The organism is Streptomyces sp. NPDC001980 (assembly GCF_040296885.1).
Lineage (GTDB): Bacteria > Actinomycetota > Actinomycetes > Streptomycetales > Streptomycetaceae > Streptomyces.
In genome coordinates, this window is the sequence record NZ_JBEOYD010000004.1 from 356,700 (window position 1) to 381,081 (window position 24,382).

Genomic DNA, 24,382 nt, shown 5'->3' on the forward strand with positions numbered 1-24,382 from the left:
TGTAGCACCTCAGCGTCAGCCCGCCGGCTCCCCGCCCTTCCGGGTGGGCGAGGCGGCGGGCTTCCGCATGTCGGTACCCTCCCGCCGCTGCCGTACCGGCCCACGTGGCGCGGGCAGCGCGTCCAGCGGCCGTACCCCGAAGTACTCCAGCGCCCGGGCCACCGCCGCCTCCCGGTCCAGCCGGGCCCCCTGCCGTACGCACTCCGCGTACCGCTCGTCGCCCAGCGCCCGCCGGGCCGTCGCCTCGCACAGCTCGTGCGGGGCGTTGTAATGAGCCGAGCCGAACAACGGCAGGCCCACCGAGGGCCACATCCGCCCGGCCGCGCCCTGCAGCACCGCCGCCTCCGCCGGGTCGCCCTGCGCCACCGTCACCAGGGCAAGCAGCTCGATGGACAGCACCGAGCCCAGCAGGTCCCGGAAACCGTGGGCGTGGCCGAGGCAGTCGGTCAGCAGCTCCCGGGCCGCCGCGTGCTCGCCGTCCTGCCAGGACGCGTACGCCAGCACGTACAGCGCGTACGAGCGGGCCCAGCGCTCGCCATGGTCCTCGCACACCCGGCGCACGTCCTCGCACAGCCGTACCGCGTCCGGCAGATCGCCGAGGAACGCCCTGGTCATCGCCAGTTCGACCTGGCCCATCAGGACGTTGCTGTTGAGCTCGCCGATCTCCTGGTAGCGGCCGAGGGCCGAGCGCAGCAGCGTCTCCGCGCGCGCCATGTCGTCCGTGACCAGCGCCAGACAGCCGGTCCGGTGCTCCGCGTACGCCACCGCCGTCGGGTCGGCGGCCAGCTCGGCCTCCGCACGGCACTCCTGCAGCGCGGCAAGGGCGGGCACCGCGTCGCCCTGGAGGATCGCCACATAGCCGAGCACCCACAGCGCCTTCAGCCGGGACTGCGGATACTCCGAGTCCAGCTCCAGACTCCGCTCCAGCCAGCGCCGCCCCTCCGAGAGCCGCCCGCAGCCCGCCCAGTAGAACCACAGCGAGCCCGCCAGGTACTGGCCCAGATGCGCCTCGTCCGGCTCGGTCAGGCAGTGGTCCAGGGCCGTCCGCAGATTCGGCAGCTCGGCCTCGACCCGCGCGGCCACCTCGCTCTGCCGCGGTGAGAACCACTCCAGATCGCACCAGGTCGCCAGCCCCATGAACCAGTCCCGGTGCCGGCGCCGCAGCCGCCCCGCGTCCCCCGTCGCCGCCAGCCAGTCCGCGCCGTACGCCCGTACGGTGTCGAGCATCCGGTAGCGCACGCCCGACCCCGTCTCCGCCCGGGACACCACCGACTGGGCGAGCAGCTCCGCCAGCACGTCCAGGACCTCCTCGGACGCCAGCCCGTCCCCGCTGCACACGTACTCGGCGGCCTCCAGGTCGAAGGTCCCCGCGAACACCGACAGCCGGGCCCACAGCAACCGCTCGGCGGGCGTGCACAGTTCGTGGCTCCAGCCGATCGCGGTGCGCAGCGTCCGGTGGCGGGGGAGGGCGTCCTGCCCGCCGCCGGTCAGCAGCCGGAACCGGTCGTCGAGCCGCCCCAGCAACTGCCCCGGCGACAGCGCCCGCAGCCGCCCCGCCGCCAGCTCGACCGCCAGCGGGATCCCGTCCAGGCGCCGGCACACCTCCCGCACCTCCGCGCAGTCCCGCACCTGAAGCCCCTGTTGCCCGGCGCGCTCGGTGAGCAGCTCCACCGCCTCGTCCTCGCCGAGCGGCCCCAGCGGGAACAGCCGCTCGCCGGCCACCCCGAGCGGCCGCCGGCCCACCGCCAGCACGGCCAGGTCCGGCAGTTGCCGCAGCAGCTCGGCCACCAGCTCCGCGCACGCGTCGACCAGATGCTCGAACCCGTCGAGCAGCAACAGGATCCGGCGGTCGGCCAGCTGTTCGAGGAGTGTCTCGCGCGGCAGCCGGGTGGTGTGGTCGGTCAGCCCGAGCGCCTCCACGACCGCGTACTCCACGAACTCCGGGTCGCGCACCGGCGCCAGCTCCACCCGCCAGACCCCGTCCCGGGGCGCCGCGCCGGCCGCCACCCGGGCCGCGAGCCGGGACTTGCCCACCCCACCGGCTCCGGTCACCGTCACCAGCCGGCCGGACTCCAGGGCCCGGGACAGCTCGCCGAGTTCGGCCGACCGGCCCACGAAGGCGGTCAGTTCCAGGGGCAGATTGCCGTCCGCCGAGCGGCCGGGGCGCTGAGGACCTCGCATGGGACACGGAGCGTACTTAACCGTGTTCAGTCCGTACAATCGCTTCCCGCAACTCCGCCTTCCGCGCGCGGTAATCCGGTACGGACCGCCAGCCCCGGCGCGATAGGCTCGGTGCAGACTTTTCGAGGTAGATCCACGCGGTGGTTGATCAACGTGGTCCAGGCACGAGACAGGGAGCGGGTGCGCGCGGTGTCCGGTGGAGAGGTGGCCGGGATCCTGGTGGCCGTCTTCTGGGCGATCCTGGTCTCCTTCCTCGCGGTGGCTCTCGTGAGGCTGGCCCAGACGCTCAAGGCGACCACCAAGCTCGTGGCGGACGTGACCGACCAGGCCGTCCCGTTGCTCGCCGACGCCTCCGCGGCCGTACGCTCCGCGCAGACCCAGATCGACCGGGTCGACGCGATCGCCTCCGACGTCCAGGAGGTCACGTCCAACGCCTCCGCGCTGTCCACCACGGTCGCCTCCACCTTCGGCGGCCCGCTGGTCAAGGTCGCGGCCTTCGGCTACGGCGTGCGCCGGGCGCTGGTGGGCCGCAAGGCGGACGTGCCCGTGAAGGAGCCCAGGCGTACGGTGATCGTGGGCCGGACCGTCCCCGCCGCACGGCGCAAGAACCGGGGAAAGTAGGAGCCAGGCCATGTTCCGCCGTACGTTCTGGTTCACCACCGGTGTCGCCGCCGGAGTGTGGGCCACCACCAAGGTCAACCGCAAGCTGAAGCAGCTGACCCCCGAGAGCCTCGCCGCCACCGCCGCGAACAAGGCCCTGGAGGCCGGCCACCGGATCAAGGACCGGGCGATCGGCTTCGCGCTCGACGTCCGCGACAACATGGCCCAGCGGGAGGAAGAGCTGGGCGACGCGCTCGGTATCAACGCGGACCCCGAACTCCCCGCGCCCCGGCGGTTCGCCGCTATCGAGAACCGCAGCAACCCGAAGTACGCCGATGACAGGACGACGTACTCGTACAACCGGAATGAGGACCACTGATGGAGTCGGCCGAGATTCGCCGCCGCTGGCTGAGCTTCTACGAGGAGCGCGGTCACACCGTCGTCCCTTCGGCGTCGCTCATCGCGGACGACCCGACTCTGCTCCTCGTCCCGGCCGGCATGGTGCCCTTCAAGCCCTACTTCCTCGGTGAGGTCAAGCCGCCGTGGGCGCGCGCCACCAGCGTGCAGAAGTGCGTGCGCACCCCCGACATCGAAGAGGTCGGCAAGACCACCCGGCACGGCACCTTCTTCCAGATGTGCGGCAACTTCTCCTTCGGCGACTACTTCAAGGAAGGCGCCATCAAGTACGCCTGGGAGCTGCTCACCGCGCCCCAGGACAAGGGCGGTTACGGCCTGGAGCCGGACCGGCTGTGGATCACCGTCTACAAGGACGACGACGAGGCCGAGCGCATCTGGCACGACGTCATCGGCGTGCCGAAGGAGCGCATCCAGCGCCTCGGCATGAAGGACAACTACTGGTCCATGGGCGTCCCCGGCCCGTGCGGCCCGTGTTCCGAGATCAACTACGACCGCGGCCCCGAGTTCGGCGTCGAGGGCGGCCCCGCTGTCAACGACGAGCGGTACGTGGAGATCTGGAACCTCGTCTTCATGCAGTACGAGCGCGGCGAGGGCATCGGCAAGGACAACTTCGAGATCCTCGGCGAGCTGCCCAGCAAGAACATCGACACGGGCCTCGGCCTGGAGCGCCTCGCCATGATTCTGCAGGGCGTGCAGAACATGTACGAGATCGACACCTCCATGGCCGTCATCAAGAAGGCCACCGAGCTGACCGGTGTCCACTACGGCGAAGCCCACGCCTCGGACGTCTCGCTGCGGGTCGTCACCGACCACATGCGCACGTCGGTCATGCTCATCGGCGACGGCGTCACCCCCGGCAACGAGGGCCGCGGCTACGTGCTGCGCCGCATCATGCGCCGCGCCATCCGCAACATGCGGCTGCTCGGTGCCACCGGCCCGGTCGTGCTCGACCTGATCGACACCGTGATCGCCATGATGGGCCAGCAGTACCCGGAGCTGGTCACCGACCGCGAGCGCATCGAGAAGGTCGCCGTCGCCGAGGAGAACGCCTTCCTCAAGACCCTGAAGGCCGGCACCAACATCCTCGACACCGCCGTCACCGAGACCAAGGAGTCCGGCGGCAAGGTCCTCGCCGGCGACAAGGCGTTCCTGCTCCACGACACCTGGGGCTTCCCGATCGACCTCACCCTCGAAATGGCCGCCGAACAGGGCCTCTCGGTGGACGAGGAGGGCTTCCGCCGCCTGATGAAGGAGCAGCGGGAGCGCGCCAAGGCCGATGCCCAGGCCAAGAAGACCGGGCACGCCGGGGCCGGGGCCTACCGCGAGATCGCCGACAAGACCGGCGAGACCGACTTCATCGGCTACAGCGACACCGAGGGCGAGACCACGATCGTCGGCATCCTCGTCGACGGCGTCTCCTCCCCGGCCGCCGGCGAGGGCGACGAGGTCGAGATCGTCCTGGACCGCACCCCCTTCTACGCCGAGGGCGGCGGCCAGATCGGCGACACCGGCCGGATCAAGGTCGACTCCGGTGCCGTCATCGAGGTCCGCGACACCCAGAAGCCGGTCCCGGGCGTCTACGTCCACAAGGGCGTCGTCCAGGTCGGCGAGGTGACGGTCGGTGCCAAGGCCCACGCCTCGATCGACTCCCGGCGCCGGACCGCCATCGCCCGCGCCCACTCGGCCACCCACCTCACCCACCAGGCGCTGCGCGACGCCCTCGGCCCGACGGCCGCCCAGGCCGGCTCCGAGAACCAGCCCGGCCGCTTCCGCTTCGACTTCGGCTCGCCGTCCGCCGTTCCGACGGTCGTGATGACCGACGTCGAGCAGAAGATCAACGAGGTGCTCGCCCGCGACCTCGACGTGCGCGCCGACATCATGGGCATCGACGAGGCCAAGAAGCAGGGTGCCATCGCCGAGTTCGGCGAGAAGTACGGCGAGCGGGTCCGCGTGGTGACCATCGGCGACTTCTCCAAGGAGCTGTGCGGCGGCACCCACGTCCACAACACCTCCCAGCTGGGTCTGGTGAAGCTGCTCGGCGAGTCCTCGATCGGCTCGGGCGTCCGCCGCATCGAGGCCCTCGTCGGCGTCGACGCCTACAACTTCCTGGCCCGTGAGCACACGGTCGTCGCCCAGCTCCAGGAGCTGATCAAGGGCCGCCCGGAGGAGCTGCCGGAGAAGGTCTCCGCGATGCTCGGCAAGCTGAAGGACGCCGAGAAGGAGATCGAGAAGTTCCGCGCGGAGAAGGTGCTGCAGGCCGCCGGCGGTCTCGTCGAGTCCGCCAAGGACGTCCGCGGGATCGCCGTGGTGACCGGGCAGGTCCCGGACGGCACCACCCCGGACGACCTGCGCAGGCTGGTCCTCGACGTGCGCGGCCGCATCCAGGGCGGACGCGCCGCCGTGGTCGCCCTGTTCACGGTCAACAACGGCAAGCCGCTCACGGTCATCGCCACCAACGACGCCGCCCGCGACCGCGGCCTCAAGGCCGGTGACCTGGTCCGCACCGCCGCCAAGACGCTCGGCGGCGGCGGTGGCGGCAAGCCGGACGTCGCCCAGGGCGGCGGCCAGAACCCGGCCGCGGTCGGCGAGGCCATCGACGCCGTCGAGCGCCTCGTGACCGAGACCGCCAAGTAAGGAAACGGTCGGAAATGCGCAGAGGACGTCGACTCGCGATCGACGTCGGGGACGCCCGGATCGGGGTCGCCTCGTGCGACCCGGACGGGATCCTCGCCACCCCGGTCGAGACGGTCCCCGGCCGGGACATCCCGGCGGCCCACCGCAGGCTGCGGCAACTGGTCGAGGAGTACGAACCGGTCGAGGTCGTCGTCGGACTCCCGCGCTCTCTCAAGGGGGGCGAGGGCCCGGCCGCCGTCAAGGTCCGGGCCTTCGCCCAGGAGCTGGCCAAGGGCGTCACACCGGTGCCGGTCCGGCTGGTCGACGAGCGGATGACGACCGTGACGGCCAGTCAGGGACTGCGCGCCTCGGGGGTGAAATCCAAGAAGGGGCGCTCGGTCATCGACCAGGCAGCCGCTGTGATCATCCTCCAGCAGGCGCTGGAATCCGAACGGGTGTCAGGTAAACCACCCGGCGAGGGCGTCGAAGTAGTCATCTGATCGCGATACGGTAACGTTCCGCGCGATGCGATGGTTTTCGAACAGCCACCGCACAGCAAGAGGCGGAACGGTCGGTCGGCCCACCAGCCGCGTGACGCGCCGCCTCGCGGCTCTAGGGGATCGATGACTGAGTATGGCCGGGGCCCAGGCTCCGAACCGTGGCATCCGGAGGACCCGTTTTACGGGGACGACGGGTGGGGAGGACAGCAGGCCCACGTGGGTCAGCAGTCCCCCTACGGCGGCCAGCCGCAGCACTATCCGCAGCAGTCGCAGCAGGAGCAGTACGGCGACTGGGGCCAGCACCCGCAGGGCGGGTACGACCAGCAGCAGTACGCGTACTACGACGAGCAGGGCCAACTCCAGTACGCCGACGGACAGGGCCAGCACACCCACGGGCACGGCCAGCCGCAGTACGACCAGCAGTACGTCGGCCACGCCCCGCAGCAGTACCACCAGGGCACCTGGGACGCGACCGGCACCCACGGCCACGTTCCCTACGCCGCCGACCCGGGCGACCCCTACGGCCAGCAGCCCGTGGCCTACGGCGGCGAGCAGCCCGACTTCTACGGCACCGAGGACGCCTACCCGCCCCCGGAGCCGCCCGGCCGCAGGCGTCCCGAGCCGGAACCGCAGCCGGAGCCCGCCGTCGAGGAGGAGGAAGAGCAGCACCCCTTCTTCACGGGCGCCGACGACGATGACGACGACGGGGACGACGATCCGAAAGGACGCCGCGGTGGTGGCCGCGGCAAGGACGCCAAAGGCGGCAAGGGCGCCAAGAAGCGCCGCAGCGGCTGTGCCTGCCTCGTGGTCTGCCTGGTCTTCGGCGGCGGCGCGGCCACCGTCGGCTACTTCGGCTGGCACTTCTACCAAAATCGTTTCGGCGCGGCCCCGGACTACGCGGGCAGCGGCTCCGGCGAGACGGTGACCGTCCAGATCCCCAAGGGCGCGGGCGGATACGAGATCGGCCGTCGGCTGAAGGAAGCCGGTGTCGTCAAGAGCGTCGACGCGTTCGTCCACGCGCAGACGCAGAACTCGAAGGGCGACACGATCCAGGCGGGTGCCTACACCCTCAAGAAGGAGATGTCCGCCGCGAGCTGCGTGCTGCTGATGCTCGACCCGAAGAGCCAGGCCAATGTGGTGGTCACCCCGGGCGAGCGTGCGGCGGCGGTCTACGTGGCCCTCGACAAGAAACTGGGCCTTTCCGCCGGCTCCTCCAAGAAGGCCGCCAAGGCCGAATACAAGAACCTCGGCCTGCCGAGCTACGCGAACACCAACAGGAAGATCATGGACCCGCTGGAAGGATTCCTCTACCCGGGTACCTATCCCGCGGCCAAGGGCATGAAGCCCGACGCGATCCTGAAACAGATGGTCGCCGCGGCCAAGGAGGAGTACGCCACCTACGACCTTGAGGCGCAGGCCAAGAAGTACGACCTGGACAGCCCGCTGCAGGTCATCACGGTCGCGAGCCTCGTCCAGGCCGAAGGAAAGACGCACGACGACTTCCGCAAGATGGCGGAGGTGGTCTACAACCGTCTCAAGTCCACGAACACCGAGACGAACCAGTTGCTGCAATTCGACTCGACCTTCAACTACCTGAAGGGCACCAGCAACATCCACATCAGCGAGTCGGAGATCAACAGCAACAGGGACCCCTACAACACGTACACCCAGAAGGGGCTTCCGCCCGGTCCGATCGGCAACCCCGGCGAGGACGCGCTGAAGGCGGCACTGAATCCGACCGAGGACGGCTGGATCTATTTCGTGGCGACCGACGGCCAGAACAACACCGAATTCGCCAAGACCTACGCGGAATTCCAGCAGCTCAAGGAAAAATTCAATGCCAACTCGGGCAATTGACGCCCGCCGGGCCGCCGTGCTCGGTAAGCCCATCGCCCATTCCCTCTCCCCGGTGCTGCACCGGGCCGCGTACGACGAACTCGGCCTCACCGACTGGTCGTACGAGCGCTTCGAGGTCGACGAGGCCGCACTGCCCGGCTTCCTCGGGGCGCTGGGACCGGAGTGGGCGGGGCTGTCGCTGACCATGCCGCTGAAGCGGGCGGTCATCCCGCTGGTCGACGAGATCAGCGAGACGGCCGCCTCGGTCGACGCGGTCAACACCGTCGTCTTCACCGAGGACGGACGCCGCCTCGGGGACAACACCGACATCCCGGGCATGGTCGCCGCGCTCCGCGAGCACGGCATCGAACAGGTCGGCTCCGCCGCCATCCTCGGCGCCGGTGCCACCGCCTCCTCCGCGCTGGCCGCCCTGGCCCGGATCTGCACCGGCGAGGTCGTCGCCTACGTCCGCAGCGAGGAGCGCGCCGCCGAGATGCGGCACTGGGGCGAGCGGCTCGACGTCGACGTCCGCACCGCCGACTGGGCCGACGCCGAGCAGGCCCTGCACGCCCCGCTGGTGATCGCCACCACCCCCGCCGGGACCACCGACGCCCTCGCCACCGCCGTACCGGAGCGCCCCACCACGCTCTTCGACGTCCTCTACCACCCCTGGCCCACCGCTCTGGCCGCCCGCTGGTCCATGTTCGGAGGCGCCGTCGTCAGCGGCCTCGACCTCCTGGTGCACCAGGCCGTGCTTCAGGTCGAACAGATGACCGGCCGGAGCCCGGCGCCGCTGGACGCCATGCGCCGGGCCGGGGAGAAGGCGCTCGCCGAGCGCTGACCTGACGGATCCGCGTCCGTCTGCTGGACCGGGCGCCGGGTCGAGGGCCCGGACGTGGGAGGATCGGACATGACGGACCGGGGCCCGCGCACCCGGTCGGCCGTCGCCGTACGCGAGGACGCGCGTACGCAGGGCAGTACCAGGGCGCGAGCACTGAGGAGCATCGTTGAGCAGGCTGCGTTGGCTGACCGCGGGGGAGTCCCACGGTCCCGCACTTGTCGCGACGCTGGAGGGCCTTCCCGCCGGCGTGCCGATCACGACCGAGATGGTCGCCGACCACCTGGCGCGGCGGCGGCTCGGTTATGGCCGCGGTGCGCGCATGAAGTTCGAGCGTGACGAGGTCACCTTCCTCGGCGGCGTCCGGCACGGTCTCACCCTCGGCTCCCCGGTCGCGATCATGGTGGGCAACACCGAGTGGCCCAAGTGGGAGCAGGTCATGGCGGCCGACCCGGTCGACCCCGAGATCCTCGCCGGGCTGGCCCGCAACGCCCCGCTGACCCGGCCCCGTCCCGGCCACGCCGACCTGGCCGGTATGCAGAAGTACGGCTTCGACGAGGCCCGGCCGGTCCTGGAGCGGGCCTCCGCCCGGGAGACCGCGGCCCGCGTGGCGCTCGGCGCCGTCGCCCGGTCGTACCTGAAGGAGACGGCGGGCATCGAGATCGTCTCGCACGTCGTCGAGCTGTGCTCCGTGAAGGCCCCGGCCGGCGTCTACCCCACCCCGGCCGACGTCGAGAAGCTGGACGCCGACCCGCTGCGCTGCCTGGACGCCGACGCGTCGAAGGCGATGGTCGCGGAGGTCGACCAGGCCCACAAGGACGGCGACACCCTCGGCGGTGTGGTGGAGGTGCTGGCGTACGACGTCCCCGTCGGCCTCGGCTCGCACGTGCACTGGGACCGGAAGCTGGACGCCCGCCTCGCCGGGGCCCTGATGGGCATCCAGGCGATCAAGGGCGTCGAGATCGGCGACGGCTTCGAGCTGGCCCGGGTGCCGGGCTCGAAGGCGCACGACGAGATCGTCAGCACGCCCGAGGGCATCCGCCGTGTCTCCGGCCGGGCCGGCGGCACCGAGGGCGGGCTCTCCACGGGTGAGCTGCTGCGGGTGCGGGCCGCGATGAAGCCGATCGCGACCGTGCCGCGGGCGCTGCAGACCGTGGACGTGGCGACCGGCGAGGCCACCCAGGCCCATCACCAGCGCTCGGACGTGTCGGCTGTCCCGGCGGCCGGGATCGTCGCGGAGGCGATGGTCGCGCTCGTCCTGGCGGACGCGGTCGCGGAGAAGTTCGGCGGCGACTCGGTCCCCGAGACCCGGCGCAACGTCCGGTCGTACCTCGAGAACCTGGCCATCCGGTGACCGGCGCACCACGGGTGGTGCTGGTCGGGCCGATGGGAGTCGGCAAGTCCACGGTCGGGGAGCTGCTCGCCGAGCGGCTCGGGGTCGGCTACCGGGACACCGACGACGACATCGTCGCCGCCGAGGGCCGCACCGTCGCCGACATCTTCGTGGCCGAGGGCGAGCCGGTCTTCCGGGAGATCGAGAAGCGGGCGGTGCGGGTCGCGCTGGCCGAGCACGAGGGCGTCCTCGCGCTCGGCGGGGGCGCGATCCTCGACGCGGAGACCCGCGGCCTGCTCGCCGGCTCCCGGGTGGTCTACCTCTCGATGGACGTCGAGGAGGCCGTCAAGCGCACCGGCCTGAACGCGGCCCGGCCGCTGCTCGCCATCAACCCGCGCAAACAGTGGCGCGAGCTGATGGAGGCGCGGCGGCACCTCTACGAGGAGGTCGCCACGGCCGTCGTGGCGACCGACGGCCGTACGCCCGAAGACGTCACCCAAGCAGCCCTGGACGCACTGGAGTTGAAGGAAGCATGAGCGAGGCAGTCACCCGGATCCAGGTCGGCGGCACGGCGGGCACCGAGCCGTACGAGGTCCTGGTGGGCCGTCAGCTCCTCGGCGAGCTGGGCGGGTTGATCGGGGACAGGGCGAAGCGGGTGGCCGTGATCCACCCCGAGGCGCTCGCCGAGACCGGCGACGCGCTCCGCGCCGACCTGGCCGGGCAGGGCTACGAGGCCGTCGCCATCCAGGTGCCCAACGCCGAGGAGGCCAAGACCGCCGAGGTCGCGGCCTACTGCTGGAAGGCGCTCGGCCAGTCCGGTTTCACCCGCTCCGACGTCATCGTCGGCGTGGGCGGCGGTTCGACCACGGACCTCGCCGGTTTCGTGGCCGCGACCTGGCTGCGCGGGGTCCGCTGGATCGCCGTCCCGACGACCGTGCTGGCCATGGTCGACGCGGCGGTGGGTGGCAAGACCGGCATCAACACGGCCGAGGGCAAGAACCTGGTGGGTGCCTTCCACCCCCCGGCGGGCGTCCTCTGCGACCTGGCCGCTCTCGACTCGCTCCCGGTCAACGACTACGTCTCCGGGCTCGCCGAGGTCATCAAGGCCGGCTTCATCGCCGACCCGGTGATCCTGGAGCTCATCGAGTCCGACCCGGAGGCAGCGCGCACCCCGGCCGGCCCGCACACGGCCGTGCTGATCGAGCGCTCCATCCGGGTGAAGGCGGAGGTCGTCTCCTCCGACCTCAAGGAATCGGGTCTGCGCGAGATCCTCAACTACGGCCACACGCTCGGCCACGCCATCGAGAAGAACGAGCGCTACAAGTGGCGGCACGGCGCCGCGGTCGCCGTCGGCATGCACTTCGCCGCAGAGCTGGGCCGGCTGGCCGGCCGCCTGGACGACGCGACGGCCGACCGCCACCGTACGGTCCTGGAGTCCGTCGGCCTCCCGCTGCACTACCGCTACGACCAGTGGCCCAAGCTGGTCGAGACGATGAAGGTCGACAAGAAGTCCCGCGGCGACCTGCTCCGGTTCATCGTCCTGGACGGCCTCGCCAAGCCGACCGTCCTGGAGGGCCCGGACCCGGCCGTGCTGCTCGCTGCGTACGGCGAGGTCGGGCAGTAAGTCCGCCGCTGTTCCATCCGCCCGATTCGCCGCGCGTAACGGGCACTTCGGACCGCCCCCGGCCGTTTCACCAAACGACCACCGGGGGCGGTACCGTTCGGTAACGAGCGCAGCCGAACATGACGAGACGGAGTGGCACCGGATGCAGCACGCAGTGGGATCTCCGCTGCCGCCGCCCCATCAGCCGGGGCAGGGATCGACCGGCTGGCAGCCGGCCGCGCACCACCCGGGAGCACCGCAGGGCCCCGCGCCAGTGCCGCCGCCACCGCCCGCGCCCCCGCAGCCGCCGCTTCCTCCACTGCCCTCGGCCCCGCCGCCGCCCGACTCCACGGGCCACGTCCCGCTGCCGCCGGGCGCCCCGGTGGGCATGCCGAGTGCGCCCCCCGCCGCCACGGTTCCCGACCCGACGAGCACCACCCTGGCCGTCCTCCTCATCGGCCCGGCCGGCGCGGGCAAGACCAGCGTGGCCAAGTACTGGGCCGACCACCGCCGGGTCCCCACCGCCCACATCAGCCTCGACGACGTCCGCGAATGGGTCCGCTCCGGCTTCGCCGACCCCCAGTCCGGGTGGAACGACCACTCCGAGGCCCAGTACCGCCTCGCCCGCCGCACCTGCGGCTTCGCCGCGCGCAACTTCCTCGCCAACGGCATCTCGTGCATCCTCGACGACGCGGTCTTCCCGGACCGCCCGGTCGTCGGCCTCGGCGGCTGGAAGCGCCACGTCGGCCCCGGCCTCCTCCCGGTCGTCCTCCTCCCGGGCCTCGACATCGTCCTGGAGCGCAACGCGGAACGCACGGGCAACCGCCGCCTCACCGACGAGGAAGTGGCCCGCATCCACGGCCGCATGGCGGGCTGGTACGGCTCGGGCCTCCCCATCATCGACAACTCGCAGCTGGATGTCCCTGGCACGGCAAGGGTCCTCGACGAGGTCCTGGCACGGGCGATAGCGAGCCCCCCGAACTGGTAACCCGGGGCCGGTGGAGAAACCCGGGGGCGCGGGGCTGTTTCCGTATGCGGCTCCGCCGCGTGGGCGCGAACACCCCCACGGGCCCGCGGCCGACGGACGGCCTGCGGTCTCAGGGGCGCTGGGGGTACCCCCGGCCGAAGGCTGGGGGAGGAACTGCGCGGCAAACCCACCGGACCCGCACCCCACAACGGCGCCCCGCCACCCCACTCGGCCCCCTCAACCGGCACAAACCGCCCACCCCTCCTACGCTCGACTCATGTCAGACGTGTACGCGGCCCGCCGAACCAGGCTGAGGGAACGCTGCCACGCGGCCGGCAGCCAGTCCGCCGTCATCTCGCACCCGGCCAACGTGAGATACCTCGCCGGCGCCGCACCCCACGGCTCCGTCCTGCTCCTCGGCAGACGCGAGGACCTCCTCGTCTGCCCCGGCCCGCTGGACGACCGCCCCGGTGAGGCCCGCCCCGACGAGTCCCTGCGGCCGCACCTCCTGGCAGCACCCGGCGGAGACCCCGCCGTGGCCGCCGCCGACCTCGCCGCCGCCCAGGACGCCGACGCCCTCGCCGTCGAGGAGCACCACCTCACCGTGGCCCGGCACCGCGCCCTCTCCTCCGTCGCCCCCCACCTCCGTCTGACCGACCTCGGCAGCGCCGTCGAGCAGCTCAGGGTCGTCAAGGACGAGGAGGAGATCTCCTGCCTCCGCATCGGCGCCGAGATCGCCGACCAGGCCCTCGGCGAGCTGCTGGAGTCGATCCTCGTCGGCCGTACCGAACGGCACCTCGCCCTGGAGCTGGAACGCCGCCTGGTCGACCACGGCGCCGACGGCCCGGCCTTCCCCACCTCCGTGGCCACCGGCCCGAACTCCGGCCGCCGCGGCCACCGCCCCACCGACCGGCGGGTCGAGGAGGGCGACTTCCTCTCCGTCTGCCTCGGCGCCACCTACCGCGGCTACCGCTGCGAGATCGGCCGTACCTTCGTCATCGGCACCTCGCCCGCCGACTGGCAGATCGAGCTCTACGACCTGGTCTTCTCCGCCCAGCGGGCCGGCCGGGAGAGCCTCGTGCCCGGCGCCGCCTACCGCGACGTCGACCGCGCCGCCCGCCAGGTACTGGACTCCGCGGGCCACGCCGAGGGCCTGCAACCCCTCACCGGACACGGCGTCGGACTCGAAATCGACGAGGACCCGCAGCTCGCCCCTTCAGCCATGGGTAAACTGGACGCTTGCGTGCCGGTCACCGTCGAACCGGGGGTCCACCTCCCGGGCCGGGGCGGCGTCCGGATCGATGACACGCTCGTCGTGCGCCCCGAGGCGGACGGCGGACCCGAGCTACTCACCATCACGACCAAGGAGCTGCTCGCACTCTAGGCAAGGTGCGCGCCCCGGGGTCGTCCACGTCAGTCCAGGAGATTCCGCAACCGTGGCTTCCACGAACGACCTCAAGAACGGCCTGGTGCTCAAGCTCGAAGGCGGCCAGCTCTGGTCCGTCGTCGAGTTCCAGCACGTCAAGCCCGGCAAGGGCCCCGCTTTCGTGCGCACCAAGCTCAAGAACGTGCTGTCCGGCAAGGTGGTCGACAAGACCTTCAACGCCGGCGTCAAGGTCGAGACGGCCACTGTCGACAAGCGCGACATGCAGTTCTCGTACATGGACGGCGAGTACTTCGTCTTCATGGACATGGAGACGTACGACCAGCTGCACATCGACCGGAAGGCCGTCGGTGACGCCGCGAACTTCCTGATCGAGGGCTTCACCGCCACCGTCGCGCAGCACGAGGGCGAGGTGCTCTTCGTCGAGCTGCCGGCGGCCGTCGAGCTGGTCATCGCCGAGACCGAGCCGGGCGTCCAGGGCGACCGCTCCACCGGCGGCACCAAGCCGGCCACCCTGGAGACCGGCCACCAGATCCAGGTCCCGCTCTTCATCACCACCGGTGAGAAGATCAAGGTCGACACCCGCACGAGCGACTACCTCGGCCGGGTGAACAGCTAACCGTGGCTGCCCGCAACACGGCCCGCAAGCGTGCCTTCCAGATCCTCTTCGAGGGCGACCAGCGCGGGGCCGACGTCCTGACCGTCCTCGCGGACTGGATCCGGCTCTCCCGGGACGACACCCGGCAGCCGCCGGTGAGCGAGTACACGATGCAGCTGGTCGAGGGCTACGCCGAGCACGTCACGCGTATCGACGAGCTGATCGCCCAGTACGCGGTGGGCTGGACGCTGGACCGGATGCCCGTCGTCGACCGCAACATCCTGCGCCTGGGCGCGTACGAGCTGATCTGGGTCGACGAGACGCCGGACGCCGTCGTCCTCGACGAGATGGTGCAGCTCGCGAAGGAGTTCTCCACGGACGAGTCGCCCTCGTTCGTGAACGGGCTTCTGGGGCGTCTGAAGGAGCTGAAGCCGTCGCTGCGCCGCGAGGCGTGAGCCGACGAAACGCCGGAGGGCCTGCAGCGTGCCTTGCTGCAGGCCCTCCGGCGTTCGTGTGCCCAATGGGGTGGGTGGTGCGGTCGTCGGGCGGCTGCGGGCCGTGTGGGGCCGTTCGCGCAGTTCCTCCCCCAGCCTTCGGCCGGGGGTACCCCCAGCGCCCCTGGTCGGGCGTGCAACCGTCGCTCACCAAGTGAAGGGCGATGACAAAAAGCCGCCGGGGTGGCTGGAACCGTCAAGTTCCGGCCACCCCGGCGGCACGTTTCTGCTGAGGCGCTGGGCGGCTCAGGCGTCTTCGTGGGTGGCCACCGCGCGGCGGGCGTCCGCGTCCAGGACGCCCCAGCTGATCAGCTGCTCGGTGAGGACAGAGGGGGACTGGTCGTAAATGACGGCCAGTGTGCGCAGGTCGTCCTGGCGGATCGACAGCACCTTGCCGTTGTAGTCACCGCGCTGGGACTGGATCGTCGCTGCGTAGCGCTGCAGCGGTCCCGCCTTCTCGGCCGGCACGTTGGCCAGCCGCTCCAGGTCGAGGACCAGCTTCGGCGGGGGCTCGGCGGCACCGCCGGGGGTCGTGCCGGGCAGCAGCTCCTGCACCGGGACCCCGTAGAAATCCGCCAACTCTGCAAGGCGCTGTACGGTCACGGCACGGTCGCCGCGCTCGTACGAACCGACCACCACGGCCTTCCAGCGACCCTGGGACTTCTCCTCGACACCGTGGAGGGAAAGGCCCTGCTGGGTGCGGATGGCCCGGAGCTTGGCCCCGAGCTGTTTGGCGTATTCGCTGGACATATAGCTCCCCGGACACTGTGTCGACGCGGCCGGCCTTGGTTCCCGCCGCGCGGCTGGTAACTCACTGTGAGGTTACGCAGCGTTACTCTGCTGCGTCAAGCCGAATGGTCCGCACCGACTCTTCCGTGGCAGCGATGACCGGTTACGCCAGGGGGGTGATCAGGGCCCTCTCTGCCACCTGCTACCGTGGATGGCGCAAATCCGACGTCCTTTAAAGTCCGTCCCGTGAGGCGGAGAAGGGGGTCCGTTTCGTATGGACAAGCAGGAAAAGCTGGACCAGCAGGAAAAGCCTGACGCCGCGGTGCAGGCTTCCGATGCGCGGCCCGTTCTCGAGGGCCCGGACATCGCGCGGGTGCTGACCCGCATCGCCCACGAGATCGTCGAACGCGCCAAGGGCGCCGACGACGTGGTGCTCCTCGGCATCCCGACCCGCGGCGTCTTCCTCGCCCAGCGGCTCGCCGCCAAGCTGGAGCAGATCACCGACCGCAAGATGCCCGTCGGTTCGCTCGACATCACCATGTACCGCGACGACCTGCGCATGCACCCGCCGCGTGCGCTGGCCCGCACCGAGATCCCCGGTGACGGCATCGACGGCAGACTCGTGATCCTCGTCGACGACGTGCTCTTCTCCGGCCGCACCATCCGTGCCGCCCTCGACGCCCTGAACGACATCGGGCGCCCCCGCGCGGTCCAGCTGGCGGTCCTCGTCGATCGCGGCCACCGCGAACTGCCCATCCGCGCCGACTACGTCGGCAAGAACCTCCCCACGTCGCTGCGGGAGACGGTCAAGGTCCTGCTCGCCGAGGAGGACGGTCGCGACACCGTGCTGCTCGGTGCGAAGCCGACCCCGTAGCAGGCCGAGGGGCCCGCACCACCCCGGTGCGCCCACGCCTGCCCGCAATCTCCCGATATGTGAACTTCCTTACGGAGCCTGACAGATGCAGCGTCATCTCATCTCGGCCGCCGACCTCACCCGCGACGACGCCGTCCTGATCCTCGACACCGCCGAGGAGATGGCCCGGGTCGCCGACCGGCCGATCAAGAAGCTGCCGACCCTGCGCGGCCGCACCGTCGTCAACCTCTTCTTCGAGGACTCGACCCGGACCCGGATCTCCTTCGAGGCCGCCGAGAAGCGCCTCTCCGCCGACGTCATCAACTTCACCGCCAAGGGGTCCAGCGTCTCCAAGGGCGAGTCACTGAAGGACACCGCCCAGACCCTGGAGGCCATGGGCGTCGACGCCGTCGTCATCCGGCACGGCGCCTCCGGAGCGCCCTACCGGCTCGCCAACTCCGGCTGGATCGACGCGGCCGTCATCAACGCCGGCGACGGCACCCACCAGCACCCCACCCAGGCCCTCCTGGACGCCTTCACCATGCGCCGCCGCCTGGTCGGCCGGGACGCCGGGATAGGGCAGGACCTGGCCGGCAAGCGCATCACCATCGTGGGCGACGTCCTGCACAGCCGGGTCGCCCGCTCCAACGTCGACCTGCTGCACACCCTCGGCGCCGAGGTCACCCTGGTCGCCCCGCCCACCCTGGTACCGGTCGGCGTCGAGCGGTGGCCCTGCGAGGTGTCGTACGACCTCGACGCCGTCCTTCCCAAGTCCGACGCCGTGATGATGCTGCGCGTCCAGCGCGAGCGCATGAACGCCGCGTTCTTCCCGACCGAGCGCGAGTACTCGCGGCGCTACGGCCTCGACGGCGAGCGCATGGCGAAGATGCCCGAGCACGCCATCGTGATGCACCCCGGCCCGATGGTCCGCGGCATGGAGATCACCGCCGAGGTCGCCGACTCCGAGCGCTGCACCGTAGTCGAGCAGGTCGCAAACGGAGTCTCCATCCGGATGGCCGTTCTGTACCTCCTGCTCGGCGGCAACGAACCCGCCGTCAGCCACGCCCGCACCACCGAGGAGAAGTAACACCCATGAGCAAGATCCTGATCCGTGGTGCGAAGGTGCTCGGCGGTGCGCCGCAGGACGTCCTGATCGACGGCTCCGTCATCGAGGCGGTCGGCTCCGGGCTGTCCGCCGAGGGCGCCGAGGTCGTCGAAGCCGCCGGCAAGGTGCTGCTGCCGGGCCTCGTCGACCTGCACACCCACCTGCGCGAGCCCGGCCGTGAGGACTCCGAGACCGTCCTGACCGGCACCCGCGCGGCGGCGAGCGGCGGCTACACGGCCGTCTTCGCCATGGCCAACACCTTCCCGGTCGCCGACACCGCCGGAGTCGTCGAACAGGTCTACCGGCTCGGCCAGGAGCACGGCTACTGCGACGTCCAGCCGATCGGTGCCGTCACCGTCGGCCTGGAAGGCAGGAAGCTCGCCGAGCTGGGCGCCATGCACGAGTCGGCCGCCGGGGTCACCGTCTTCTCCGACGACGGCAAGTGCGTGGACGACGCCGTGATCATGCGCCGCGCCCTGGAGTACGTGAAGGCCTTCGGCGGGGTCGTCGCCCAGCACGCCCAGGAGCCCCGGCTGACCGAGGGCGCCCAGATGAACGAGGGCGTCGTCTCCGCCGAGCTGGGGCTCGGGGGCTGGCCCGCGGTCGCCGAGGAATCGATCATCGCGCGCGACGTGCTGCTCGCCGAGCACGTCGGATCCCGCGTCCACATCTGCCACCTCTCGACCGCCGGCTCCGTCGAGATCGTGCGCTGGGCCAAGTCCCGGGGCATCGACGTCACCGCCGAGGTCACCCCGCACCACCTGCTCCTCACCGACGAGCTGGTGCGGTCGTACAACCCGGTCTACAAGGTCAACCCGCCGCTGCGCACCGAGCGCGACGTCATCGCCCTGCGCGAGGCCCTTGCGGACGGCACGATCGACATCGTCGCCACCGACCACGCCCCGCACCCGCACGAGGACAAGGACTGCGAGTGGGCCGCGGCCGCCATGGGGATGGTCGGCCTGGAGACGGCGCTGTCGGTGGTGCAGGAGACCATGGTGGACACGGGCCTGCTGACCTGGGCCGGCGTCGCCGACCGCATGTCCGTCAAGCCCGCGCAGATCGGACAGGCCGCCGGTCACGGCCGTCCCGTCTCGGCAGGTGAGCCCGCCAACCTCGCCCTCGTCGACACGGAATACCGTGGCCTGGTGGACCCCGCGGGCTTCGCCTCGCGCAGCCGCAACACCCCGTACGAGGGACGCGAGCTGCCGGGCCGTGTCACCCACACGTGGCTGCGGGGCAAGGCGACGCTCGTGGACGGGAAGCTGACGTGACACCTCTGATCCTGCTGGCCGACGAGAAGAAGTCGGCCGCGGTCACCGACTGGTCCGCCCGCATCGGCTGGCTGGTCGGCCTCGCCCTCTTCGTCGCGCTCGTCTACTGGCTGATGCGCGAGGGCTGGAAGTGGCGCGGCACCCTCCAGGGCGACCTCCCCGAGCTCCCCACCGCGCCGGACGACCTCGGCGAGCCCAGACTGACGATGAGCGGCCGCTACCACGGCTCCACCACCGCCGGGCAGTGGCTGGACCGCATCGTGGCCCGCGGCCTCGGCTCCCGCAGCCGGGTCGAGCTCACCCTGACCGACGCGGGCCTGGACGTCGTGCGCCCCGGCGCGACCGACTTCTTCATCCCCGCCGACGCGCTCCGCGAGGCCCTGCTCGGCAAGGGCATCGCGGGCAAGGTCCTCACCGAGGGCGGACTCCTCGTGGTGACCTGGCAGCACGGCGACCGGCTGATCGACTCCGGCTTCCGCTCCGACCAGGCGGCCGAGCACACCGAGTGGGTCGACGCCGTCAACTCCATGATCAAGACACCCAGCACGGAAGGCGCCGAACGATGACGACCTCCACCAGGGGAACCGGCAAGGTTCCCGCCGTACTCGTCCTGGAGGACGGCCGGATCTTCCGCGGCCGCGCCTACGGGGCCGTGGGGGAGACCTTCGGCGAGGCCGTGTTCTCCACCGGCATGACCGGCTACCAGGAGACCCTGACCGACCCCTCGTACGACCGCCAGATCGTGGTCGCCACCGCCCCGCAGATCGGCAACACGGGGTGGAACGACGAGGACGACGAGTCCAGCCGCATCTGGGTCTCCGGCTACGTCGTGCGCGACCCCGCGCGCGTGCCCTCCAACTGGCGTGCCACGCGTTCGCTGGACGAGGAACTGGTCGCGCAGGGCGTGGTCGGCATCTCCGGGATCGACACCCGCGCCCTCACCCGCCACCTCCGCGAGCGCGGCTCGATGCGCGCCGGCGTCTTCTCCGGCGAGGCGATCGCCACCGACGCCGAGCTCCTCGCGCGCGTGCAGGCCCAGCCGCACATGAAGGGCGCCTCGCTGTACGAGGAGGTCGCCACCAAGGAGGCGTACGTCGTCCCCGCGGTCGGCGAGAAGCGGTTCACCGTCGCCGCCATCGACCTCGGCATCAAGGGCATGACCCCGCAGCGGATGGCCGAGCGCGGCATCGAGGTGCACGTGCTGCCCGCGACCGCCACCGAGGACGACGTGTACGCCGTCTCCCCGGACGGCGTGTTCTTCTCCAACGGCCCCGGCGACCCGGCCACGGCCGACGGACCGGTGGCCCTGATGTCCGCCGTCCTGGAGCGCAGGACCCCGCTCTTCGGCATCTGCTTCGGCAACCAGATCCTCGGCCGCGCGCTCGGCTTCGGCACCTACAAGCTGAAGTACGGCCACCGGGGCATCAACCAGCCGGTCCAGGACCGTACGACCGGCAAGGTCGAGGTCACCGCCCACAACCACGGTTTCGCCGTCGACGCGCCGCTCGACAAGGTCAGCGACACGAAGTTCGGCCGCGCCGAGGTCTCGCACGTCTGCCTCAACGACGACGTCGTGGAGGGGCTGCAGCTGCTCGACCAGCCGGCCTTCTCCGTCCAGTACCACCCCGAAGCGGCAGCAGGCCCGCACGACGCCGCCTACCTGTTCGACCGCTTCGTTTCCCTGATGGAGGGCCAGCGTGCCTAAGCGCACCGATATCCAGTCCGTCCTGGTCATCGGCTCCGGCCCGATCGTCATCGGCCAGGCCGCCGAGTTCGACTACTCCGGCACCCAGGCCTGCCGCGTCCTGCGCGCCGAGGGCCTCAGGGTCATCCTGGTCAACTCCAACCCGGCGACGATCATGACCGACCCGGAGATCGCCGACGCCACGTACGTCGAGCCGATCACCCCCGAGTTCGTCGAGAAGATCATCGCCAAGGAGCGCCCCGACGCCCTGCTGCCCACCCTGGGCGGCCAGACGGCCCTGAACACCGCGATCTCGCTCGACGAGAACGGTGTCCTGGCCAAGTACGGCGTCGAGCTGATCGGCGCCAACGTCGAAGCCATCAACAAGGGCGAGGACCGCGACCTCTTCAAGGACGTCGTGGAGGCGGTCCGCCGCAAGATCGGGCACGGCGAGTCCGCGCGGTCGGTCATCTGCCACACCATGGACGAGGTCCTCGCGGGCGTCGAGGAACTCGGCGGCGGCTACCCGGTCGTCGTCCGCCCCTCCTTCACCATGGGCGGTGCCGGCTCCGGCTTCGCGCACGACGAGGAGGAGCTGCGCCGGATCGCCGGCCAGGGCCTCACGCTCTCCCCGACCACCGAGGTGCTCCTGGAGGAGTCCATCCTCGGCTGGAAGGAGTACGAGCTGGAGCTGATGCGCGACAAGCACGACAACGTCGTGGTCGTCTGCTCCATCGAGAACTTCGACCCCATGGGCGTGCACACCGGTGACTCGATCACCGTGGCGCCCGCGATGACGCTGACCGACCGCGAGTACCAGATCCTGCGGGACATCGGCATCGCCGTCATCCGCGAGGTCGGCGTCGACACCGGCGGCTGCAACATCCAGTTCGCGGTGAACCCCGAGGACGGACGGGTCATCGTCATCGAGATGAACCCGCGCGTGTCGCGGTCCTCGGCGCTCGCCTCCAAGGCCACCGGCTTCCCGATCGCGAAGATCGCGGCGAAGCTGGCGGTCGGCTACACCCTCGACGAAATCCCCAACGACATCACGCAGGAGACCCCGGCCTCCTTCGAGCCCACGCTCGACTACGTGGTCGTCAAGGCCCCGCGGTTCGCGTTCGAGAAGTTCCCGCAGGCCGACTCCACGCTGACCACCACCATGAAGTCGGTCGGCGAGGCGATGGCCATCGGCCGCAACTTCCCCGAGGCCTTCCAGAAGGCGCTGCGCTCGCTGGAGAAGAAGGGCAGCCAGTTCACCTTCGTCGGCGAGCCCGGCGACAAGGAAGCGCTGCTGCACGAGGCGGTACGGCCCACCGACGGCCGCATCAACACCGTCATGCAGGCCATCCGGGCGGGCGCGACGCCCGAGGAGGTCTTCGAGTTCACGAAGATCGACCCGTGGTTCGTCGACCAGCTCTTCCTGATCAAGGAGATCGCCGACGAGCTGGCCGGGGCGCCGGAGCTGACCACCGACCTGCTTGCCGAGGCCAAGCGGCACGGCTTCTCCGACCAGCAGATCGCCGAGATCCGCGGCCTGCGCGAGGACGTGGTCCGCGAGGTCCGGCACGCGCTGGGCGTGCGCCCGGTCTACAAGACGGTCGACACCTGCGCCGCCGAGTTCGCGGCCAGGACGCCGTACTTCTACTCCTCCTACGACGAGGAGACCGAGGTCGCGCCGCGCGAGAAGCCGGCCGTCATCATCCTGGGCTCCGGCCCGAACCGCATCGGCCAGGGCATCGAGTTCGACTACTCGTGCGTGCACGCGTCCTTCGCGCTGAGCGACGCCGGCTACGAGACGGTCATGGTCAACTGCAACCCGGAGACCGTCTCCACCGACTACGACACCTCCGACCGGCTGTACTTCGAGCCGCTGACGCTGGAGGACGTGCTGGAGATCGTGCACGCCGAGCAGCAGGCCGGACCGGTCGCCGGTGTGATCGTGCAGCTGGGCGGCCAGACCCCGCTGGGCCTGTCCCAGGCGCTGAAGGACAACGGCGTTCCGATCGTCGGCACCTCGCCCGAGGCGATCCACGCGGCCGAGGACCGGGGCGCCTTCGGCCGGGTCCTCGCCGAGGCGGGCCTGCCGGCCCCCAAGCACGGCACGGCGACCACCTTCGCCGAGGCCAAGGCCATCGCCGACGAGATCGGCTACCCGGTGCTCGTCCGGCCCTCGTACGTCCTCGGCGGCCGTGGCATGGAGATCGTCTACGACGAGACCCGGCTGCAGACGTACATCGCCGAGTCGACCGAGATCAGCCCCACCCGGCCGGTCCTCGTCGACCGGTTCCTGGACGACGCCATCGAGATCGACGTCGACGCGCTCTACGACGGCGAGGAGCTGTACCTCGGCGGCGTCATGGAGCACATCGAGGAGGCCGGCATCCACTCCGGCGACTCGGCGTGCGCCCTGCCGCCGATCACCCTGGGCGGCTTCGACATCAAGCGCCTGCGAGCCTCGACCGAGGCCATCGCGAAGGGTGTCGGCGTACGCGGTCTGATCAACATCCAGTTCGCGATGGCCGGGGACATCCTCTACGTCCTCGAAGCCAACCCGCGTGCCTCCCGTACCGTGCCCTTCACCTCGAAGGCGACCGCGGTGCCGCTGGCGAAGGCCGCCGCCCGGATCTCGCTGGGCGCGACCGTCGCCGAACTGCGCGCCGAGGGGCTGCTGCCGGCCCGCGGCGACGGTGGCGAGCTGCCGTTCGACGCGCCGATCTCCGTGAAGGAGGCGGTCATGCCGTGGTCGCGGTTCCGCGACATCCACGGGCGCGGCGTCGACACCGTCCTCGGCCCGGAGATGCGCTCCACGGGCGAGGTCATGGGCATCGACTCGGTCTTCGGCACGGCGTACGCCAAGTCGCAGGCCGGGGCGTACGGGCCGCTGCCGACCAAGGGCCGCGCGTTCATCTCCGTCGCCAACCGGGACAAGCGCTCCATGATCTTCCCGGCCCGCGAGCTGGTCGCCCACGGCTTCGAGCTGCTGGCCACCTCCGGTACGGCCGAGGTGCTCAAGCGCAACGGCATCAACGCGACCGTCGTGCGCAAGCAGTCGGAGGGGGTCGGCCCCAACGGCGAGAAGACGATCGTGCAGCTCGTCCACGACGGCGAGGTGGACCTCATCGTCAACACGCCGTACGGCACCGGGGGTCGCCTGGACGGGTACGAGATCCGGACGGCCGCGGTGGCCCGGTCGGTGCCGTGTCTGACGACCGTGCAGGCGCTGGCGGCGGCTGTGCAGGGCATTGACGCGCTCAATCATGGAGATGTGGGCGTGCGGTCGCTTCAGGAGCATGCGGAGCGTTTGACGGCCGCGAGGGACTGAGGCCGTAGTGAGGCTGCGGGCCCGTTGTGGCTGGTCGCGCAGTTCCCC

At 70.9% G+C, this 24,382-nt stretch carries 21 protein-coding genes; 19 read left to right on the plus strand and 2 right to left on the minus strand.

Translation table 11 applies throughout. The features are described from left to right. Positions 1–15: 15 nt before the first annotated feature. A complete protein-coding gene (locus ABT137_RS08500) occupies positions 16–2,181 on the minus strand; it encodes an ATP-binding protein (RefSeq protein WP_351704487.1) in 2,166 nt (721 codons plus the stop codon). A 180-nt stretch (positions 2,182–2,361) separates the two neighbouring features. On the opposite strand from ABT137_RS08500, the gene ABT137_RS08505 reads away from it, so the two are divergent. The 13 genes from ABT137_RS08505 (at position 2,362) to nusB (ending at position 15,325) form a co-directional block, all read left to right on the plus strand. Then, entirely contained in the window at positions 2,362–2,802 is a 441-nt protein-coding gene (locus ABT137_RS08505; protein ID WP_351704735.1) for a DUF948 domain-containing protein, read from the plus strand. Positions 2,803–2,812: 10 nt separating this feature from the next. Further along, positions 2,813–3,160 carry a hypothetical protein gene (locus tag ABT137_RS08510; RefSeq protein WP_351704490.1) on the plus strand — a complete coding sequence of 116 codons (348 nt, stop codon included), beginning with the start codon at positions 2,813–2,815 and terminating at the stop codon, positions 3,158–3,160. Then, a complete protein-coding gene (gene alaS, locus ABT137_RS08515) occupies positions 3,160–5,832 on the plus strand; it encodes an alanine--tRNA ligase (RefSeq protein ID WP_351704493.1) in 2,673 nt (890 codons plus the stop codon). The genes ABT137_RS08510 and alaS overlap by 1 nt, the downstream gene beginning before the upstream one ends. A gap of 14 nt (positions 5,833–5,846) precedes the next feature. Further along, complete coding sequence (gene ruvX, locus ABT137_RS08520) at positions 5,847–6,311, plus strand: Holliday junction resolvase RuvX (RefSeq protein ID WP_351704496.1); 465 nt, start codon at positions 5,847–5,849, stop codon at positions 6,309–6,311. A 123-nt stretch (positions 6,312–6,434) separates the two neighbouring features. Further along, positions 6,435–8,168 carry an endolytic transglycosylase MltG gene (gene mltG, locus ABT137_RS08525; RefSeq protein ID WP_351704499.1) on the plus strand — a complete coding sequence of 578 codons (1,734 nt, stop codon included), beginning with the start codon at positions 6,435–6,437 and terminating at the stop codon, positions 8,166–8,168. Beyond that, on the plus strand, positions 8,149–8,988 hold the full coding sequence (locus ABT137_RS08530) for a shikimate dehydrogenase (RefSeq protein ID WP_351704502.1): 840 nt from the start codon (positions 8,149–8,151) through the stop codon (positions 8,986–8,988). Before mltG ends, ABT137_RS08530 begins: the two co-directional genes overlap by 20 nt. A 166-nt stretch (positions 8,989–9,154) precedes the next feature. Then, positions 9,155–10,339: a chorismate synthase gene (gene aroC, locus ABT137_RS08535; RefSeq protein WP_351704505.1), complete on the plus strand. Its 1,185-nt coding sequence runs from the start codon at positions 9,155–9,157 to the stop codon at positions 10,337–10,339. Positions 10,340–10,371: 32 nt separating this feature from the next. After that, positions 10,372–10,854, plus strand: a complete 483-nt coding sequence (locus ABT137_RS08540; RefSeq protein WP_351704738.1) for a shikimate kinase — start codon at positions 10,372–10,374, stop codon at positions 10,852–10,854. Further along, a complete protein-coding gene (gene aroB / locus ABT137_RS08545; protein WP_351704508.1) occupies positions 10,851–11,942 on the plus strand; it encodes a 3-dehydroquinate synthase in 1,092 nt (363 codons plus the stop codon). Before ABT137_RS08540 ends, aroB begins: the two co-directional genes overlap by 4 nt. Positions 11,943–12,084: 142 nt before the next feature. Continuing rightward, on the plus strand, positions 12,085–12,909 hold the full coding sequence (locus tag ABT137_RS08550) for a Pro-rich N-terminal domain-containing protein (RefSeq protein WP_351704511.1): 825 nt from the start codon (positions 12,085–12,087) through the stop codon (positions 12,907–12,909). Between the two features lie 256 nt (positions 12,910–13,165). Beyond that, entirely contained in the window at positions 13,166–14,272 is a 1,107-nt protein-coding gene (locus tag ABT137_RS08555; RefSeq protein WP_351704514.1) for an aminopeptidase P family protein, read from the plus strand. Between the two features lie 52 nt (positions 14,273–14,324). Then, positions 14,325–14,891 carry an elongation factor P gene (efp, locus tag ABT137_RS08560; protein ID WP_189264622.1) on the plus strand — a complete coding sequence of 189 codons (567 nt, stop codon included), beginning with the start codon at positions 14,325–14,327 and terminating at the stop codon, positions 14,889–14,891. Positions 14,892–14,893: 2 nt separating this feature from the next. Continuing rightward, positions 14,894–15,325 (plus strand): transcription antitermination factor NusB, encoded by a 432-nt coding sequence (gene nusB / locus ABT137_RS08565; protein ID WP_089103252.1) that lies wholly within the window; start codon positions 14,894–14,896, stop codon positions 15,323–15,325. A gap of 285 nt (positions 15,326–15,610) precedes the next feature. On the opposite strand, the gene bldD is transcribed toward nusB, so the two are convergent. Further along, the gene (gene bldD, locus ABT137_RS08570; RefSeq protein ID WP_351704518.1) at positions 15,611–16,114 is read right to left on the minus strand and encodes a transcriptional regulator BldD; all 504 of its coding nucleotides are present in this window, start codon (positions 16,112–16,114) and stop codon (positions 15,611–15,613) included. A gap of 253 nt (positions 16,115–16,367) precedes the next feature. On the opposite strand from bldD, the gene pyrR reads away from it, so the two are divergent. From pyrR to carB, 6 genes are all read left to right on the plus strand, one after another. Next, complete coding sequence (gene pyrR, locus ABT137_RS08575; RefSeq protein ID WP_351704521.1) at positions 16,368–16,967, plus strand: bifunctional pyr operon transcriptional regulator/uracil phosphoribosyltransferase PyrR; 600 nt, start codon at positions 16,368–16,370, stop codon at positions 16,965–16,967. A gap of 85 nt (positions 16,968–17,052) precedes the next feature. Beyond that, on the plus strand, positions 17,053–18,033 hold the full coding sequence (locus ABT137_RS08580; protein ID WP_189264619.1) for an aspartate carbamoyltransferase catalytic subunit: 981 nt from the start codon (positions 17,053–17,055) through the stop codon (positions 18,031–18,033). A gap of 5 nt (positions 18,034–18,038) precedes the next feature. Next, positions 18,039–19,325 carry a dihydroorotase gene (locus ABT137_RS08585; protein ID WP_351704524.1) on the plus strand — a complete coding sequence of 429 codons (1,287 nt, stop codon included), beginning with the start codon at positions 18,039–18,041 and terminating at the stop codon, positions 19,323–19,325. Further along, complete coding sequence (locus ABT137_RS08590) at positions 19,322–19,891, plus strand: PH-like domain-containing protein (RefSeq protein ID WP_351704527.1); 570 nt, start codon at positions 19,322–19,324, stop codon at positions 19,889–19,891. Before ABT137_RS08585 ends, ABT137_RS08590 begins: the two co-directional genes overlap by 4 nt. After that, positions 19,888–21,030 carry a glutamine-hydrolyzing carbamoyl-phosphate synthase small subunit gene (carA, locus tag ABT137_RS08595; protein ID WP_351704530.1) on the plus strand — a complete coding sequence of 381 codons (1,143 nt, stop codon included), beginning with the start codon at positions 19,888–19,890 and terminating at the stop codon, positions 21,028–21,030. Before ABT137_RS08590 ends, carA begins: the two co-directional genes overlap by 4 nt. Next, positions 21,023–24,334 carry a carbamoyl-phosphate synthase large subunit gene (carB, locus tag ABT137_RS08600; RefSeq protein WP_351704532.1) on the plus strand — a complete coding sequence of 1,104 codons (3,312 nt, stop codon included), beginning with the start codon at positions 21,023–21,025 and terminating at the stop codon, positions 24,332–24,334. The genes carA and carB overlap by 8 nt, the downstream gene beginning before the upstream one ends. The last annotated feature ends 48 nt before the right edge of the window (positions 24,335–24,382 follow it).